This is a genomic window from Pseudomonas sp. OVF7 (assembly GCF_030644265.1).
GTDB classification, from domain to species: Bacteria; Pseudomonadota; Gammaproteobacteria; order Pseudomonadales; family Pseudomonadaceae; genus Aquipseudomonas; species Aquipseudomonas gorinensis.
On sequence record NZ_CP128996.1, the window covers coordinates 3,086,030 to 3,102,651 of the forward strand.

The window sequence follows — 16,622 nt, forward strand, 5'->3', positions numbered from 1 at the left end:
CCACTATTTGGACCCAATGGTTCTAACGAGGAAGACATCATGAAACTCAACTCCCTGTGCGCTGCATCGCTGCTTGCGCTTTCATTGGTGGTGGTCAGCGGTTGTGATCAAGTCGAAAAAAGCGCGCAGCAAGTGATGGGCAAGGCCACCGAGCAGGCCAAACAAGTCATCGATGAAACCCACAAGGCCGCCGAACAGGCCTTGAGCGAAGCGACCCAGGGTCTGATCAGCCCGGAAAAAAAGGATGACCAGCCAGAAAACGCGCCGCAATCGGACAGTAAAGAAGCTTAACTCCCCCCGAACAACGTCAGGACTGACCTATGGATTACCTTTTACAACTGGCCGCCAGCCCCACCGCCTGGGTCGCCCTGGCCACCTTGATCGTCATGGAAATCGTGCTGGGCATCGATAACCTGATCTTTATCTCGATCCTCACCAACAAATTGCCGGAGAAGCACCGGGCCAAGGCTCGTCGCATCGGCATCAGCATGGCGCTGGTGCTGCGCCTGGGCCTGCTGAGTACCATCGCGTTCATCGTGCAGTTGACTGCCCCGGTGTTCGAGATATTCGGCCAGGCGTTTTCGTGGAAAGACATGATCCTGATCGCCGGCGGCCTGTTCCTGGTATGGAAGGCGACGACCGAAATCCATCACAGCATGGACCCGGAGCCGGAAGAGAAGGCCAGCACCAGCAATGTCGTGGCCATCGGTTTTGCCGCCGCCATCGGGCAGATCCTGTTGCTTGACCTGGTATTTTCCATCGACAGCATCATCACTGCCGTGGGCATGACCGAGCACTTGCCGATCATGATCATTGCCGTGGTGACATCGGTCATCGTGATGCTGGTGGCGGCTGAACCGCTGGCCAAGTTCATCAACGACAACCCGACTGTGGTGATGCTGGCCCTGGGCTTCCTGATCATGATCGGCATGACGCTGATCGCCGAAGGTTTCGGTGCCCATGTGCCAAAAGGCTATGTATATGCGGCGATGGCGTTCTCGGCGGCAATCGAATGCTTGAACATCGCGCGGCGTAACCGGCACAAGCGTTTGCTCGCTGCCCGTCAGTAACGGCTGGAACAAACAGGCCGGCTGCGCTCATCCGAGCCCAGCCGGCCTTTTGCTGTCTGCTAGAATCGGCCCACTTGATAGCTTGAGGTCCACCATGAACGAGCCGATTCGACTTACCCAGTACAGCCACGGTGCGGGTTGCGGCTGCAAGATTTCCCCCCAGGTGCTGGAAGTGATCCTGGCCGGCAGCGGAGCACAGAACCTTGACCCCAAGCTGTGGGTGGGTAACGCCTCGCGCGATGATGCGGCGGTGTATGCCATCGATGATGAGCGTGGAGTCGTCTCCACCACGGATTTTTTCATGCCGATTGTCGATGATCCCTTCGATTTCGGTCGCATTGCCGCCACGAATGCCATCAGCGATATCTACGCCATGGGCGGCGACCCGCTGATGGCCATCGCCATTCTCGGCTGGCCGGTCAACGTGCTGGCCCCGGAGATCGCCCGCGAAGTCATCCGAGGCGGGCGCTCGGTGTGTGACGAAGCCGGCATTCCGTTGGCGGGTGGGCACTCCATCGATGCCCCGGAGCCGATCTTCGGCCTGGCCGTGACCGGCATCGTGCAAAAGCGCCATATGAAGCGCAACGACACGGCCACTGCTGGGTGCCAGCTGTACCTGACCAAGCCTCTGGGCATCGGTATCCTCACCACTGCCGAAAAGAAGGGCAAATTGCGTGAGGCGGATATCGGCCTGGCCCGTGACTGGATGTGCACCCTCAACAAGCCTGGCAGTCGCTTCGGCAAGTTGGCTGGCGTGACCGCGATGACCGATGTCACCGGTTTCGGCCTGCTGGGGCATCTGGTGGAAATGGCTGACGGCAGTGGCCTGACTGCGCGCATCGAGTACGAAAAGGTCCCACGCCTGCCTGGCGTGGAGTACTACCTTGACCAAGGCTGCGTCCCTGGCGGCACCTTGCGCAACTTCGACAGCTACGCCAGCAAGCTCGGGCGCCTGCAGGAACTGCACAAGCGCGTGCTGTGCGACCCCCAAACCAGCGGTGGCCTGCTGATCGCTGTCAGCCCCGACGGTGATGCCGAGTTTCACGCGGTCGCGGCTGAACTGGGCCTGGCTCTTGAGCCGATTGGCCAGTTGGTGGAGCGACAGACCAACGCGGTAGAGGTGTCTTGATGGCCACTGACATCACCGATTACCGCGATATCTTCCTCAACGACCGACCCATGATGGATACCCGCGCGCCGATCGAATTCAGCAAAGGCGCGTTTCCCGGGGTGATCAACCTGCCGTTGATGACCGACGACGAGCGCCAGCGCGTCGGCACCTGCTACAAGCAACAGGGCCAGCAGGCGGCAATCGTGCTGGGCCATGAACTGGTGTCGGGAGCGATCAAGGCCGAACGCATCGAACAGTGGGCACGATTTGCCCAGGCCCATCCCGACGGTTACCTGTACTGCTTTCGTGGCGGGCTGCGCTCGCAGATTGTGCAGCAATGGTTGAAAACCGAGGCCGGTATTGAGTACCCCCGTGTCGGCGGCGGCTACAAAGCGATGCGCTCCTTTCTGCTCGACACCGTCGAGCGCGCCACCGCCGAGTGTGATTTCGTGCTGCTGGGGGGCATGACCGGCGCGGGCAAAACCGAGGTCCTGGGCCAGTTGCGCAATGCCTTGGACCTGGAAGGCCACGCCAACCACCGGGGTTCCAGCTTCGGCAAGCGGGCCACGGCGCAGCCGTCCAATATCGACTTTGAAAACCGTCTGGCGGTAGACCTGCTGAAAAAGCGCACGGCGGGCATCGAGCAGTTCGTCGTCGAGGATGAAAGCCGCATGATCGGCAGTTGCGCACTGCCGTTGCCCTTGCACAAAGGCATGCAGTCCTTTCCGATGGTGTGGTTGGAGGACAGTATCGAAGGGCGCGTCGAGCGAATCCTCAACGATTACGTCGTCGATCTGAGCGCGGAATTTATCGAGGTGTTTGGCGAGCAGGGCCAGGCGCTGTTTGCCGAGCGCTTGACCCAGGGCCTGGCCAATATCTACAAGCGCCTGGGGGGCGAGCGCTTCCAGCGATTACAGGTGATTCTGCAGGAGGCCCTGGCCGAACAGGCACGCACCGGCGTCGTGGATTTGCATCGGCTGTGGATCGAAGGTTTGCTGTGCGAGTACTACGATCCGATGTACGCCTTCCAGCGTGAAAAGAAAGGCGCACGGATCGAGTTCTCCGGCGAGCAGGGCGCGGTGCTGGCGTACTTGCGCGAGCGTAGCGCCCGGCGCGGTTGACAGGTGGGTTTCAGGTGCCTCATCGCGGGCTTGCTCGCGATAGGGCCGTCAGCCTCAACGAAGCGTTAGAGGATCACCGCACCGATCAATCCGCACACCACGCCCACCAGCATGGTCAAGCCGGCCACCGTCACCAGCACCCGCGCATCGAAATCCTTGCGCAGCATCAACAGCGACGGCAGGCTCACGCTCGGCAAGGTCATCAGCAAGGCCACGGCGGGGCCGGTGCCCATGCCCAGGGTCATCATGGTTTGTACGATGGGGATCTCTGCCGCTGTAGGAATCACAAACAGCGTGCCGACAATCGCCAGCGGTACCAGCCACACCAGGCTGTTGGCCATGGCGCCGTCCACATGGGGAAACAGCCAGACCCGCGCTGCACCGAGCACCAGCACCGCCAGGATATAGATCGGTATCGTGCTCCAGAAGAGCTGCCACAGGGTACGCAGCCAGCGGCTCAGGAACGGTTGCGACTCCGTGCTGCTGGCTTCGGCTACAGCCTCCAATGCCGCTTCCGGCACCTGTTCAGGCCGGGCGATGCGCTGTGCCACCATCGACACCCCCACCACCAGCACAATCCCCGCCACCAGCCGCAACGCCGTAAACCCCCAGCCCAGCACAAACCCCATGAACACCAGCGTGGCCGGGTTCAGCACCGGGTTGGCGATCCAGAACGCCAGCGCGGCGCCCACCGACACCCGCTGGCGGCGCATGCCTGCCGCGACCGGTGCCGCGCAGCAACTGCACATCATCCCCGGCAAGGCGAACAGCCCGCCGCGCAAGGTCGAACCCAGCCCGGCGCGGCCGAACAGGCGCAACAGCCAATCGCGAGGGATCAGGACTTGCAGCAAGGAACCAAGGATCACCGCCAACACAGCGGCTTTCCAGATCGCCAGGAAATACACCTGGGCATAGGCCAGCGCCGCGGCCAGCGGCGAGCTTTGCTGGTCATTGAGAATCGAGGCGCCGATGCTGTGGTTATCGGCGGCCACAAATGCCTTGAGGTAATAAGGCGACCACTTCACGTAGTAGAGGCCCACGCAGGCCACCAGCAGGAATAACGTTGGTTTCCACCAGAATGACCAGCCTCGGTTGGGCTGGGTGGAGGTGAGGTTGGGCATGGAAAGGTTCCGCAGGCGAGTCAAGAACGCAGCATCATACGCTCTTGCCTTCGATCATACCCACGCTCCTGCGTGCGCCAGGCTCAAGCCGAAACGCTGCGCTTCAGAGATCGGCGCTGGCCTGGGTCGCCTGCGGGCAAGTTTCGTCGCCGTTATTCAGCCCTTGCTTGTAGTTACGGCTCAGCAACGAGGCCTTGCCGTTGTGCCAGGTCAGCGTCAGCACATACAGCGTGTCGTAGTCGCTGCCGGACCAGTCATTGGTGATGGTGTGCTTTTCGCCCACCGCTTCACTGGCCACCTTGTTGATCAACTCCGGCAGGTAACCGTGGGACCAGGCGGTGTAGATGATGGCGTTGTGGTACTTGTCTTCCACCAGTTCGTCGGCGAGGGCGCTGGTGTCATTGGCCGAAAACTTGATGTTCACCGGCAGGCCGAGCTTGATCGCGCTGGGGCTGATGGTCATCAGGGGGCGAATGTAGCTGTACGAGTTATCTTTCTCGCCTTCTTCGATATTGCGCGTGGGGTTGGCGGCAAACACGAAGTTGGCCCTGCCGAATTTTTCCGGCAATACGGTGGCCAGGTTCATCGCACGGTTCAGGCCCTGGCAATTGAGCTGGCCCAGGCCGCCGGCGGGTTTTTCGCCGTGGCGCAGGAAAACCAGGGTTTGCACGCCATCCACCGGTTGGGCGCGGCTTTCGCGAGCGTCGAGGGCGGCGACCATGGCGGCGCTGACCAGCAGCAGCGGCAGCGTAATGTAGGAATAGCGTTTCAGTCGTTGTACATGGCGCAGAGGCTTGATCTTCATTGTAGGTTCGAGTCTTCATGCGTCAGGTTAAGGCGGACAAGCCTGGCCCCAGTCACGCCGATGGCGTCCTGCGGTGTGTTCCCTGTCGATACAGCGAGGTGCCTCCATTTACCGTTCGGGCGCATGTAAGAGTGCGCTTGGGCACTTTGGTTCGCCCGTGCGGGACATTAGCCCGCCAATGTTGCGCAATGATGACTTATGCACGACGGCAGGCGGGTGGCTATCATGGTGACTTTCTGCCTTGGGGTTTCCCGATGAATTCGCTCGCTGCCTTCCCGATCAACAGCAAATGGCCCGCCCAGCACCCTGAGCGCCTGCAGCTGTACTCGCTGCCCACGCCTAACGGAGTCAAGGTCTCGATCATGCTCGAAGAGCTGGGCCTGCCCTATGAAGCGCACAAGGTCAGTTTCGACACCCAGGACCAGCTGTCGCCCGAGTTCATGTCCCTGAACCCCAACAACAAGATTCCCGCGATCATCGACCCCAATGGCCCCAGCGGCCAGCCGTTGGCGCTGTTCGAGTCCGGCGCGATCTTGATTTACCTGGCGGAAAAGACCAGCCAACTGCTCTCGGAAGATCCGGCCACCCGCTACGAAACCCTTCAGTGGCTGATGTTTCAGATGGCCGGCATCGGTCCGATGTTCGGCCAGGTGGGGTTCTTCAACAAATTCGCCGGTAAGGCCTACGAAGACAAACGCCCGCGCGACCGCTACGTCGCCGAATCCCGACGCTTGTTGGCGGTGCTGGAGAAACGCTTGCTGGGGCGTACCTGGATCATGGGCGACGACTACAGCATCGCCGACATCGCCACTTTCCCGTGGATTCGCAACCTGATCGGCTTCTACGAAGCGGGCGATCTGGTCGGCATTGCCGACTTCCCCAATGTACTGCGCGCACTGGACGGTTTTGTTGCCCGGCCAGCCGTGATCCGTGGCTTGAACATTCCGAGCTGAGCATGCCGACTTTCGATTTCAAACAACTGGATGTATTTAGCCGCGAGTCGCTCAAAGGTAATCCGCTGGCCGTGGTGCTGGGCGCCGATAGCCTCAGCGACCAGCAAATGGCCGACTTTGCCCGGTGGACCAATCTCAGTGAGACCACGTTTTTGCTGACACCCCGTGATCCACGGGCCGACTACCGCGTACGAATTTTCACTACCTTGAAGGAGCTGCCATTCGCCGGGCACCCCACATTGGGCAGTTGCCATGCGTGGCTCCAAGCCGGAGGTATCCCCAAGGGCGAGGAGATCATCCAGGAATGTGAAATCGGCCTGGTGCGTGTCCGCCGTCAAGGGGATGAACTGGCGTTTATTGCGCCGCCGTTATTGCGCGACGGCCCGGTGGAAGCGCCATTGGTCGAGCGCGTGCGCCTGGCCTTGGGCCTGGAGCCGCAAGCGATTGTGCGCAGCCAATGGGTTGATAACGGGGCCGATTGGCTGGCGATAATGTTGGCCGATCGCAATCAAGTCCTGGGCTTGCAGCCAGACTATTCGCAACTGCTCGGTTTGGCCGTGGGTGTCATCGCCCCTTGCAACCCAGCCCACGATGACGTGGAGGCGCACTTTGAAGTGCGTGCCTTTGTCGCAGGCGATGGCGCCCAGGAAGATCCGGCCACCGGCAGCTTGAATGCCGGCATTGCGCAATGGCTACTGAGCGAGAGGCTGGCGCCGGAGCGTTATGTGGTCAGCCAGGGCACGGCCATAGGGCGTGCGGGGCGCATTCACATCGAGCGCCAGGGCGATGAAATCTGGGTCGGTGGGGCAGTGGCGGTATGCATCGAAGGGCGTCTACTGCTCTAGATCAATGAATTATTACGAGCCTGGCAATACACTATTGGCCCCTGGGCATTTGTGCTGCCGGGGCCAAGGGGCATAAGCTTTCGCCCCAAAGTTTTCAGTCTTCAGTCAGGAAAGCCATGACCAGCCAGTTCCCTCAAGCCCGCCCACGTCGCCTGCGCCGCTCCCCGGAGCTGCGCAGCTTGTTCCAGGAAACCGAGTTCACCCTCAACGATCTGGTATTGCCGATTTTCGTCGAAGAAGAAATCGACGACTTCGTGCCGATCACCAGCATGCCGGGGGTGTTGCGTATTCCCGAGAAGAAGCTGGCCCATGAGGTCGAGCGCTATGCCCGTGCGGGGATCAAGTCGGTGATGACCTTTGGCGTGTCCCACCACCTGGACGCCAGTGGCAGTGACACCTGGAAGGAACGCGGGCTGGTCTCGCGCATGTCCTCGATCATCAAGGACGCTGTGCCGGAAATGATCGTGATGTCCGACACCTGCTTCTGTGAATACACCGACCACGGCCACTGCGGCGTAATGCACGGTGCCCACGTCGACAACGACGCGACCCTGGTCAACCTGGGCAAGCAAGCCGTTGCCGCCGCCCGCGCCGGAGCCGATGTGATTGCACCGTCGGCGGCGATGGACGGCCAGGTCCAGGCGATTCGCCGCGCCCTGGATGACGCCGGGTTCACCCATATCCCGATCATGGCCTACTCCACCAAATTCGCCTCGGCCCTCTACGGCCCGTTCCGCGAAGCCGGTGGCAGCGCGCTCAAGGGCGACCGCAAGAGCTACCAGATGAACCCGATGAACCGCCGCGAAGCCGTGCGCGAATCGCTGCTCGACGAACAGGAAGGCGCGGACGCGCTGATGGTCAAACCGGCCGGTGCCTACCTCGACATCATCCGCGACATCCGCGAAGCCTCGCGCCTGCCGGTGGCGGCGTATCAGGTCAGCGGCGAATACGCGATGATCAAGTTCGGTGCCCAGGCGGGGGCGATTGATGAGGATCGGGTGGTGCGTGAAACCCTCGGCTCGATCAAACGCGCGGGTGCGGATTTGATCTTCACCTACTTCGCGATGGACTTGGCGTTGGCCGGTATCTGAGAACAGTGCAAACCCTGTGGCGAGCGAGCTTGCTCGCGTTGGGCTGCGTAGCAGCCCTAAACCCCTGATTTACCTTAAATACTTCATCTCCCTGACTAACTGCATTCTGTGGCATTTGAATTTTGTGATTGGGTGAATGAGATTTTCTTCAATCGTTGGTCTGAATTTTATTTGTTTATTTCGGCTGTATAATTAGTTTTTATTTGTTGTTCATAGCTTCTGCATTGTATTTGTCAAGGCAGTCAAGCAAGACTTTCATGAATTGCCTTTTGTCAGTTATTTCGTCGTTGAAATAAGTATCAAAAAGATAAAATACGGACTCGAAGTTTTCGTCTGTATTTAAGAAGTGCCGGATGGTGTTGATATGCCATTCCCTTTCGTCTTTCTTGTATTTGATAAATTCAGGTTTGGTAAGTGTGTCAAATAACTCGGCGAGTTCTTTGTCATTGTTTATATTTTTTGATGCAATGAAGATCTCTCTTTCGGAGTCGTCAAGGTTTTCGATGTTGTAGGTGAATAAAAGGCTGCGGAGAATTGAAAGTTTAGGCTGATGTTTCATATCAGTAGTCCGTATAGGCGGTAATTGGGTTTCCGTCTGTATCTAGTATTACTGTTGCTTTTCGTTGTTTTCCATATTCAAATGTGTCTTTTTTATAGCCCTCTCCGATTTTTTCCCCATGTCCGTGGGATCGCGAGATGTTTCGAAGTTGGTACGTCTATATGTTGTCTCGGCACAAAAAAATTAGCCTATAAATAGTACTGCCCCCCTTTCTGATAACTATCTGGTCGTAAGCTTATCAAGCTTTACCTGTCGCTCCGCACGTGTCAGTTTCGGTGAGGCGGGTTCTCAATTTTATTCCCCGAGTAAGTGATTTTCGAGTTTTTGGAGTACGTGATCCAGCCATAGTGGTCCTGAAGCCCATTGATTTGGATAATAATAGTAACAATACTGCTTATGTAACAGATTTTCTTGGAAACCTGACTCGTTTGTGTAAGAAGTAATTAGGTCTAAAATTTGATTTCTTACAGTCAATACTACATCGGTAGGCGACTCGAGTAGAAAGCTATCAATGACCTCGTCAGCAGAGGCATGATTTTCTGTCCAGTCCTGATTAAAGTAGGCGCCAAAAAAATGTTGAAGTTCTGTTGAGGTTTTGTTCATTTTTATATTGCGAGACAAAGGGGAGGCAGAGGGATGGATTTATTTGATTGAGAACAGTGAGTTTGAACTTAAGCCTATTAATAGTTTTGTCCCCATTTTTCTGTTCCCTTTCTGGTCTTGCATGACTGGGGTCGCTTCGCCGTCCAGTGCGAGCAAAGCCTGCTCGCCACAGGTCGTAGGCATGATCTGAAAAGTTGTTCTTTCGACTTATTTAAAAAGGTTTAATTGAGTTTTTCATAGTCTTTCGCGCCTATTGAGGCTAGCCAAGTCTTGAAAAAATCAATTTGTACTTGCGGATCGTTTGTTAGGTTGTTTTCTTCGTAGTCAAATAAATGAACTATATTGTCTTGATCTGCGTGTTTGCCTAGTGTCATCTCGTATGCGACGAGTCCCGCGCTCATCTGAGAAGCCATTCTTGAAGGCATGACGTTTATCTTTGCGCCCTTGCACAAAAATGTCATGTGTGGGAATTCCGCTCTGACTTTTGCCAAGCACACGTATATGTCTTTTCCTTGATAAAGTTTTCTGAAGTTATTGGATTCTGAAAACCACATCAGCCTATTTACGGGGTCATATTTTACGGTTGTTTCGATTTTTATATTATTACGTATGACCTGAATTTTTTGGTATTCCATTTTTTATTTCTGCTGAGCCTTCTCGGGTGAGTGATTTATGGTTTGTCTAAATTGATTTAGCCCATTTGTTACGATAAAGAATTTGCTCGTTAACATCGTTAGTCAGTTCGTTTTCTTCATAATCGAATATGCGGACCAGCTTGGCCTCTGGGTCGCCCATTTCAACTTCGTATGCCACGAATCCACTTGACATTTGGGATGCCATTGCGGACGGGTAGACATTTATTTTAGAGCCTTTGCACAGGAAGGTTATGTCGCTGAACTCTTTTCTTAATAAACCAAAACAGATGAAAATATCTGTATCGCTATATGTTCTTTTTGCACCATTGCTAAATGTTATGGAGAGGGAGGGTATGCTTCTGTCATATTCAATGGTGGCCATTTCTCTAAGAGAATTATTAATTATGGCTATTTCTATGCTTTTCATTTTTTATTGTCTATTTGGATTGATTGGCGAATAGCCTTTATGTGTGCCGTTATCGTGAAGTGGGGGGCATATAAGGTATCTTTAGTGTTTATCCGTTCGAGACAAAGGGCGGTGGATTTGTTTAATTGCTGCTTTTTGCGATTACTGAGTGTTACGGTATTGCCTCAATCGACCGAGCAGCGTTCTCATGAACATTTGCTGATTAATTACAGGTTCACTGAAATAAGTTGCCATTGTTTTGAATATTGAGTCGAAGTTGTCTCCGATGGATAAATAGTGTTCGATCGAGTCAATGAACCACTCTTGCTCCTGTTTGGTGTATGATAGGAATTCCGGTTTGGTCAGTTCGTCAAGTAGTTCAATAAGCTCTTTTTCATTGTTTATGTTTTTTGACGAAATAAGATTTTCTCTTTTTAAATCATCCGTATTTTCAATGTCATAAGTGAACAGTAGTCCGCGAATTATTGACATGCTTGGTTTATTTTTCATTTTTATTCCTCGGTGTAAGCCGTTTTGGGATTTCCATTTTTGTCCAGTGTTACTCGAGCTTTGCGTTGTTGACTATATTTGATTTCGTCGCTGGAATACCCTTCACCAATAATTTTTCCCATGTCTCCGTTTCTTCTGAAGATCAGCTGTGCTCGATATATCGAGTTCAATTGATCCCTGTGACTAGGGACAAAGGGACGGATTTATTTGACTGAAAGCAGTGAGTTTTAACTTAAGCCTATTAATAGTTCTGTCCCATTTTCCCGCATTTTTTCAAGGCCAGGCGAAACTCCGTGGTGACCCATCTCTTGAGGCAAGCGAGTTCCTGTGGCGAGCGAGCTTGCCTCGCGTTGGGCTGCGTAGCAGCCCCATAACCGACACCGCCGAACTACTTGAAACCCCGCATTGCCCTGACTGGTGCCGCTTCGCGGCCCAACGCGAGCAAGCTCGCTCGCCACAGCGTTTTGGGCTGTCAGGGAAAGTGGTGGTGTTACCACGTTGACTGGTCTTCGAGGCTGGCTTTTTGCAGGTCGTCTTTCCATACCTCATTGGCTAGCCGGTAGATATCGGCGAAGAAGCCTCTAGGGTCGGCGATTTCCGTTTCGTCCCAAGCCATAGTTATGTGTTCGTCGTAATCACTTTCGAATTCTCTCGCAAAGTCAAAGTCGGGTTTGTCTAGCACACTCCTGAGTGCAGACATCAACACGAAGCGATGCCTGTAGGAGAGATACATAAGATCCTTAAGAATATAAGAAATTATAATTATTTCTCTGTCTTTTTCATTGTTAGGGTTGTACTGTCGTAATTCTTTTTCGACCGTGTTCTCAAGGTCGTATATCGATAAAGCTCCTAATATATGAGAGATGTTAGGGGCGTAGGGAGTATTCATGAATGGGCACTTCAGCATCGTCTGCTCACTTAGGGAATGCGGTAAATGGTCGAGTTGGATTGTTTCTATCAAATCTGACCTCTGCTCTGTCCATGTTTTCAATGTACTTAGGATCGTTTACGTCTCGGCGGTTAGGTTTGTAGCCGCGTCCGGCTCCGGGTAGCTCGACTATAACCACGGGGTTACCTCCTCTATCAAGACCTGTAGGAAATGGTGAATTGCCTTGCATCCTGCCCATGGCTTTATTTATAGCGTGAAGCTGCATTCCCCAGGTTTTAAATTGGGAGCTGGAATTGATAGTTTCTCTTTTTCCAGTGGTTGGACTTGTTCCATCAATAGATCGTTGCTTTAAAGCGTTGTCTGGTATCTCCGGGCCATGCTTTTCAACCGAGTGCATATCGTATTTCTGTTCCCAACCCAGTACTTTTTGTTTTGCATTTGCCTCTTTCAGTTCATCTATTCTCGCCTGTCGTTGAGTGCGCGTCAGTTGAGGTAGAGCTGGCGCGCCTTCATTAACGCTAGACTTCGGAAGGATAGGAGGAGCGCCAGGCTTGCATTCGTCACCAGGGCAGGTGCTTAAACCTAGTGGATCCACCCACCCCGTAGGATTGGGCACGTACTGGTATCCATTGATCCCACCCGCCAACTTCACCGGATCCGGTGTCAGGTAACGACCAACATCCGGATTGTAGTAGCGATGGCGGTTGTAGTGCAGCCCGCTTTCCTGATCGAAGTACTGACCCTGAAAACGCAGTGGGTTGTCGACTGTTCCGATGTCGAGTCGGGTGATTTCGCCGTAGGCGCGGTTGTGGGCAGACCAGACGATTTCACCGTCGGGGGTGGTGAGCTCCTGGGGTGTGCCGAGGTGGTCGAGTTGGTAGTGATAAGGCTTCGTTTCTTTTGGACCGAAGCCTTCCAGCAGGGCGAGCGGGCGAAAGTTGTCCGGTTCGTAGAGGTAGCTGCGATGCTTTTCGGCGTGGTGTTCGGCAACCAGTTTGTCGCCTTGCCAGAAAAGCTCCGTGGTGATGTTGTCGACCGTCTTGCTGATTCGTCGCCCAAACGGGTCATAGCGATAGCTCGCGGTTTGGCCGTTGGGTTGGGTGAGGCCGATCAGCCGATGCTGGCAGTCGTAGCGATACTCGGTGACGAGTTGATGGTCTTTGCCGCGGCGTTCGCGGATCAGGTTGCCGAAGGCGTCGTAGTCGTAATGGCGGTCGCCCTGGATCATCAGGCGGTTGCCGGCGACGATGTCGGGGCCGGGGCGGTCTTGCATCAGCAGGTTGCCGGCCGGGTCGTGGGCGAAGCGTTCCTGCGGGTCTTGCGAGTGGTCGACGTGGGTGAGGCGGGCGAGGGGGTCGTAGTGGTAGTGGTGTTCGCCTTTGCGGCTGTCGACTAAACGGGTGAGGTTGCCGGTTTTGTCGTAGTCGTAGTGGCGCTGGTAAAGGTGGGTGTCCTGTTGCGCGACGGTGTGGGCGTGCAGGCGGTGTTGTTCGTCGTAGTGGTAGTGGCTGAGGAGCTGGCCCTGTTGGCGTTGGTGTTCTTGGCCGGCCTTGAATAGATGAGAGGTCAGCAGTGCGCCATTTAACTCGACGGTGGCGAGGTGGCCGCCTTTGCTGTGGTTGAACACCACGCGGTTGTTGTCGGGCAGGCGCAGGTTTTGAAGCTGACCGCAGGCGTCGTAGCCATAGCGCAAGGTGCCCCAGCCTTGGTGTTCGGCGGTCAGGCGGTTTTGGCTGTCGTATTCGTAGGCTAACGCCCAGTGACCGTCGTCGACGCTGAGGAGGTTGCCTTGGCGGTCGTAGGTATATTCAACAAGGTTGCCGTCGGGCAGGGTTTTTCGTACGAGGCGTCCGGCGTGGTCTCGCTCATAACGAGTAACGAGCTGACTGCCATCGTCGCCGTGTTCGGTCTTTTCCTGCAGGTTGCCGTTGAGGTCGTAGGCATAAGCCGTACGCTGCCCATCAAACCCGACTTCCTGCTGGATCAGCCCGTTGGGGTGGTAGTCGAGCCGGTAGGTCTCGCCAACCTCGTTTTCGATCTCGGTCAGCAGTAACCGGGCGTTGTCGTAGCGGTAGTGGACCTGGGTGCCATCGGCATTGATACGGCGGCTGATCAGGTGCAAGCCGTCGGCGTATTCGTAGCGGGTGACACGCCCGAGTTCATCGCGTTCGGCGGTGATTTTTCCGTAGGGGTTGTAGCTGTATTCCCGCGTGGCGCCGCCCGCTTGGGTTAGCTTGACCAGGCGCCCGGCGGCATCCCATTGGTACTGGGTCAGCGCGCCATGCTCATCCTCGCGGGCAATCTGTCGACCCAAGTCGTCATAGCGATAGCGCCGCACACCGCCATTGGGCAGCGTCTGCTCCAGCAGTTGCCCGTGCTCATTCCACACCAGCCGTTGGCAGCTGTGATCCGGGTGCCAAACCCCCACCAGTTGTCCGTATTGGTCGTAGCTGTAGTCAGTGACATGGCCGTCGGGATCGATCTTACGAATGACATCGCCCTGGTCATTGCGCTCGTACTTCCAGACCGCCAGACCCCGTCTTACAACCCGTACGAAGCCATTGTCATGCTCGTAGGACGTCGGCTCGTCATCCCCCGGAAACAGCGCGACCAAGCGCCCGGCTTCATCGTACTGATACGCCGTCACCGCCCCCAACGGGTCCTGCTCGACCGTCAGCCGACCTTTGTCATCGTAGGATTTGAAGTGCTGCGCACCGTCCGGATCAATCCGCTGCACCAGCCGCGCCCGGTCGTCATGGACATACACTTCCTGACTGCCATCGGCGTTGTGCACCGTGACGCGCCCGTCCTCACTCCACACATAGCGCGTGTCCATCTGCGAAAAGCTGGCCCAATGCCGGACACATCGCGCCGCCTTGCCAGACCGTTCCCACGCCCAAAAGAAACTCGCCCCACCGGCCAATTGCCGCTCGAGAATGACGTGCTTATCGTCGTAGCGGTAAACCTCGCTTTCGCCGACGGCATTGGTCGCCGAGACCAGCCGTCCATCGTCGTCATAGGCGTAGGCAACAACGTGCTGCTCCGTCACCCAGACGTAGGGTTCATGCCCCTTGGCGCGCTGAACCTGGTAGTCCACCGCCACAATGCGGCCCCGTTCATAGCGCAAAAACAGCGACCGGCCCGCGCCGTTATCCAACCGCTCAATGCGCCCCAATACGTCGCGGAAAATTCGCAGGCGGTTGTCATACGCGTCACTGATCGAGACCAATACACCGTCGCGAAAGTGATAAAACCGCGCCGCCTGGGCCAGCACCAGTTCATCCGGCGAAGCGCCTAGATAGATCGCCGCTTCAGCCAGGCTGTTGGTGATCGCGGGGCGAGCGGCGGTGGGCAGTGGAAACTCAGTCGTGCGGTTTTCATGGTCAATCCAGACGACTGAATCGCCCACCACAGAAAGCCTGTGCGCCAGCGCGTGACTCCAGCCAAAGCCCAGCCCGCAATCCACTTCCACCGCACTGGTGCGGTACAACCGGGTCCACTCGAACGGCAAGATCCCGTCCAGCGTGCCATCGGTGAGGGTGAGCAGCTCCTCGCCGGTAACCATCGACACCGGGCAGCCGTTGGTGACGGTTTTATCCGAAGACGCGGCAGCATCCCCCGCAGGGTTTTTCCCCGAAACAGGCGCATCATCCACGTGCTCTTGCCGGACCAATACCGTTTGCTGGCTCTTGTTTCGAACTGCCGGCACCGAGTTTGAAACCAGGTTCTCACCCGCCTTCAGCGGTGCAACAGGTACAGACTTCGAGATCATCGAGCCGCCGAGCAACAACGGTTTCGCCGCTGCCACATGGGGCTCCAACGTCGGTCCTGCAACCTGCTTGGCGAGCAACTGCAGCAGCTCCCGCGCCCGTCCGGACTTGACCTGGCTCAGCACCTGGGAGCCCAGGCGCACCGCAACCCCCATCCCGGCCGTCACCCGAATCAGCAGCAGGTTGATCAGCACCTCACCGGTGATCTCGCCCCACAGTTCATGCATTTGCGGGGGCGGCAGCAGGCGCATCCAACTGACCATCGCCGACACATAGATGAACAGCAGCGGCTCATCGCTGAGCATCAGCAGGCCATGGGCGATCTTGTCGTTGCCCAGCTTCAACAGCTCATCGAGCTCGGCCTGGGAGAGGTATTGCAGCAGCTTTTCGCTGTTGGGCTTGATGTCTTTCAGCAGCTCATACAGCTGCGTAATGTTGTCCCACAGGCTGTAGAGCGCTTTGCCGATACCACTTAGGAACGCAGTCTCCAGCAGCCTGCGCCGGTCCAGTGGGCTGGCGTCCGTATAGCCTTGCCACTGAGCTTGGAAAGCGCCGGCCCACTCTTCACGCAGGCGCGCTTCCAGCTCGGCGATCACCGACTGATAAGACGCATACAGCGCCTTGACGTGATCCTTGGAAACGTTGGGATAGAAGGTGATTTGGTACTGCTGGTTGCGATCGCACTCGGTGATTTCGAGGATGCCGCTCGCGCCGATGGTTTTGTGGATCGGTTCACCCAGCGGGCCGCCGTTTGGATCAACGCGTTGCAGCACCACCGGTGTATTGCCGATGGGGACGAAGCGCGTGCTCTGGAACATATGCACCAGCGTCAGCGTGCCATCGGCCCGGCATGTGGCGACGGTGCTGCTCGGATAGAGGGAACGGGTCGTCGGTGCGACCAGCGCCACCTCATCCCCTACCTTGAATACCTGCTCGACATCGAGTGCCGAAAAGCTCCAGAAGCTCGCCGCCCAGGTGTCAAAGGTGTTGAGGCATTCACGAAAGTCGCGGAAGACGCCTTCAACGTCGACCGTCTTCACGTCCATTGGGGTCAGGACTAACCTGCCAATGGCCGGGTTCAAGCGGCAGCCCCCGCCATCGGGGCCTCAATAAAAAACGCCATCTGCAATCCC

Annotated in this window: 16 protein-coding genes; 7 read left to right on the plus strand and 9 right to left on the minus strand. The window is 56.3% G+C overall.

Features of this window, described 5'->3' with window-relative positions; genetic code table 11:
- The first annotated feature begins 39 nt into the window (after nucleotides 1-39).
- The 4 genes from QU606_RS14245 to mnmH all read left to right on the plus strand — a co-directional run bounded on the left by QU606_RS14245 (nucleotide 40) and on the right by mnmH (nucleotide 3,302).
- Nucleotides 40-291 carry a hypothetical protein gene (locus QU606_RS14245; RefSeq protein WP_102625629.1) on the plus strand — a complete coding sequence of 84 codons (252 nt, stop codon included), beginning with the start codon at nucleotides 40-42 and terminating at the stop codon, nucleotides 289-291.
- Between the two features lie 29 nt (nucleotides 292-320).
- A complete protein-coding gene (locus QU606_RS14250; protein ID WP_069075652.1) occupies nucleotides 321-1,070 on the plus strand; it encodes a TerC family protein in 750 nt (249 codons plus the stop codon).
- 94 nt (nucleotides 1,071-1,164) lie between these two features.
- Nucleotides 1,165-2,199 carry a selenide, water dikinase SelD gene (gene selD, locus QU606_RS14255; protein WP_024074484.1) on the plus strand — a complete coding sequence of 345 codons (1,035 nt, stop codon included), beginning with the start codon at nucleotides 1,165-1,167 and terminating at the stop codon, nucleotides 2,197-2,199.
- Nucleotides 2,199-3,302: a tRNA 2-selenouridine(34) synthase MnmH gene (gene mnmH / locus QU606_RS14260; RefSeq protein WP_304998483.1), complete on the plus strand. Its 1,104-nt coding sequence runs from the start codon at nucleotides 2,199-2,201 to the stop codon at nucleotides 3,300-3,302. The genes selD and mnmH overlap by 1 nt, the downstream gene beginning before the upstream one ends.
- Before the next feature lie 65 nt (nucleotides 3,303-3,367).
- Here the strand turns inward: mnmH and QU606_RS14265 are convergent, their stop codons facing one another.
- The gene (locus QU606_RS14265) at nucleotides 3,368-4,423 is read right to left on the minus strand and encodes a permease (protein WP_024074486.1); all 1,056 of its coding nucleotides are present in this window, start codon (nucleotides 4,421-4,423) and stop codon (nucleotides 3,368-3,370) included.
- A gap of 103 nt (nucleotides 4,424-4,526) precedes the next feature.
- On the minus strand, nucleotides 4,527-5,228 hold the full coding sequence (locus QU606_RS14270; protein WP_304998484.1) for a histidine phosphatase family protein: 702 nt from the start codon (nucleotides 5,226-5,228) through the stop codon (nucleotides 4,527-4,529).
- Nucleotides 5,229-5,482: 254 nt separating this feature from the next.
- On the opposite strand from QU606_RS14270, the gene QU606_RS14275 reads away from it, so the two are divergent.
- From QU606_RS14275 to hemB, 3 genes are all read left to right on the plus strand, one after another.
- Nucleotides 5,483-6,181: a glutathione S-transferase N-terminal domain-containing protein gene (locus tag QU606_RS14275; RefSeq protein ID WP_024074488.1), complete on the plus strand. Its 699-nt coding sequence runs from the start codon at nucleotides 5,483-5,485 to the stop codon at nucleotides 6,179-6,181.
- Between the two features lie 2 nt (nucleotides 6,182-6,183).
- A complete protein-coding gene (locus QU606_RS14280; RefSeq protein ID WP_304998485.1) occupies nucleotides 6,184-7,026 on the plus strand; it encodes a PhzF family phenazine biosynthesis protein in 843 nt (280 codons plus the stop codon).
- A 116-nt stretch (nucleotides 7,027-7,142) separates the two neighbouring features.
- Complete coding sequence (gene hemB / locus QU606_RS14285) at nucleotides 7,143-8,117, plus strand: porphobilinogen synthase (RefSeq protein WP_024074490.1); 975 nt, start codon at nucleotides 7,143-7,145, stop codon at nucleotides 8,115-8,117.
- Between the two features lie 199 nt (nucleotides 8,118-8,316).
- Here hemB and QU606_RS14290 read toward each other — a convergent pair whose 3' ends face one another.
- The 7 genes from QU606_RS14290 to QU606_RS14320 form a co-directional block, all read right to left on the minus strand.
- The gene (locus QU606_RS14290; RefSeq protein ID WP_193690404.1) at nucleotides 8,317-8,676 is read right to left on the minus strand and encodes a hypothetical protein; all 360 of its coding nucleotides are present in this window, start codon (nucleotides 8,674-8,676) and stop codon (nucleotides 8,317-8,319) included.
- 294 nt (nucleotides 8,677-8,970) lie between these two features.
- Nucleotides 8,971-9,279 carry a contact-dependent growth inhibition system immunity protein gene (locus tag QU606_RS14295; RefSeq protein ID WP_193690405.1) on the minus strand — a complete coding sequence of 103 codons (309 nt, stop codon included), beginning with the start codon at nucleotides 9,277-9,279 and terminating at the stop codon, nucleotides 8,971-8,973.
- 221 nt (nucleotides 9,280-9,500) lie between these two features.
- A complete protein-coding gene (locus QU606_RS14300; protein ID WP_102642594.1) occupies nucleotides 9,501-9,914 on the minus strand; it encodes a hypothetical protein in 414 nt (137 codons plus the stop codon).
- A 46-nt stretch (nucleotides 9,915-9,960) separates the two neighbouring features.
- Complete coding sequence (locus tag QU606_RS14305; RefSeq protein ID WP_102625777.1) at nucleotides 9,961-10,341, minus strand: hypothetical protein; 381 nt, start codon at nucleotides 10,339-10,341, stop codon at nucleotides 9,961-9,963.
- A gap of 141 nt (nucleotides 10,342-10,482) precedes the next feature.
- The gene (locus QU606_RS14310) at nucleotides 10,483-10,830 is read right to left on the minus strand and encodes a hypothetical protein (RefSeq protein ID WP_102625778.1); all 348 of its coding nucleotides are present in this window, start codon (nucleotides 10,828-10,830) and stop codon (nucleotides 10,483-10,485) included.
- A gap of 490 nt (nucleotides 10,831-11,320) precedes the next feature.
- Nucleotides 11,321-11,719, minus strand: a complete 399-nt coding sequence (locus tag QU606_RS14315) for a hypothetical protein (protein ID WP_227496858.1) — start codon at nucleotides 11,717-11,719, stop codon at nucleotides 11,321-11,323.
- 25 nt (nucleotides 11,720-11,744) lie between these two features.
- Nucleotides 11,745-16,535: an RHS repeat-associated core domain-containing protein gene (locus tag QU606_RS14320; RefSeq protein ID WP_304998486.1), complete on the minus strand. Its 4,791-nt coding sequence runs from the start codon at nucleotides 16,533-16,535 to the stop codon at nucleotides 11,745-11,747.
- Between the last annotated feature and the right edge of the window lie 87 nt (nucleotides 16,536-16,622).

What these genes read in the sequence shown, in the direction of transcription:
- QU606_RS14300 (WP_102642594.1), bottom strand. Translation starts at nt 9,914, where the DNA reads ATGGAATACCAAAAAATTCAGGTCATACGTAATAATATAAAAATCGAA.
- QU606_RS14275 (WP_024074488.1), top strand. Translation starts at nt 5,483, where the DNA reads ATGAATTCGCTCGCTGCCTTCCCGATCAACAGCAAATGGCCCGCCCAG.
- hemB (WP_024074490.1), top strand. Translation starts at nt 7,143, where the DNA reads ATGACCAGCCAGTTCCCTCAAGCCCGCCCACGTCGCCTGCGCCGCTCC.
- QU606_RS14295 (WP_193690405.1), bottom strand. Translation starts at nt 9,279, where the DNA reads ATGAACAAAACCTCAACAGAACTTCAACATTTTTTTGGCGCCTACTTT.
- QU606_RS14305 (WP_102625777.1), bottom strand. Translation starts at nt 10,341, where the DNA reads ATGAAAAGCATAGAAATAGCCATAATTAATAATTCTCTTAGAGAAATG.
- QU606_RS14245 (WP_102625629.1), top strand. Translation starts at nt 40, where the DNA reads ATGAAACTCAACTCCCTGTGCGCTGCATCGCTGCTTGCGCTTTCATTG.
- QU606_RS14315 (WP_227496858.1), bottom strand. Translation starts at nt 11,719, where the DNA reads ATGAATACTCCCTACGCCCCTAACATCTCTCATATATTAGGAGCTTTA.
- QU606_RS14290 (WP_193690404.1), bottom strand. Translation starts at nt 8,676, where the DNA reads ATGAAACATCAGCCTAAACTTTCAATTCTCCGCAGCCTTTTATTCACC.
- QU606_RS14250 (WP_069075652.1), top strand. Translation starts at nt 321, where the DNA reads ATGGATTACCTTTTACAACTGGCCGCCAGCCCCACCGCCTGGGTCGCC.
- mnmH (WP_304998483.1), top strand. Translation starts at nt 2,199, where the DNA reads ATGGCCACTGACATCACCGATTACCGCGATATCTTCCTCAACGACCGA.
- QU606_RS14265 (WP_024074486.1), bottom strand. Translation starts at nt 4,423, where the DNA reads ATGCCCAACCTCACCTCCACCCAGCCCAACCGAGGCTGGTCATTCTGG.
- selD (WP_024074484.1), top strand. Translation starts at nt 1,165, where the DNA reads ATGAACGAGCCGATTCGACTTACCCAGTACAGCCACGGTGCGGGTTGC.
- QU606_RS14270 (WP_304998484.1), bottom strand. Translation starts at nt 5,228, where the DNA reads ATGAAGATCAAGCCTCTGCGCCATGTACAACGACTGAAACGCTATTCC.
- QU606_RS14320 (WP_304998486.1), bottom strand. Translation starts at nt 16,535, where the DNA reads ATGGACGTGAAGACGGTCGACGTTGAAGGCGTCTTCCGCGACTTTCGT.
- QU606_RS14280 (WP_304998485.1), top strand. Translation starts at nt 6,184, where the DNA reads ATGCCGACTTTCGATTTCAAACAACTGGATGTATTTAGCCGCGAGTCG.
- QU606_RS14310 (WP_102625778.1), bottom strand. Translation starts at nt 10,830, where the DNA reads ATGAAAAATAAACCAAGCATGTCAATAATTCGCGGACTACTGTTCACT.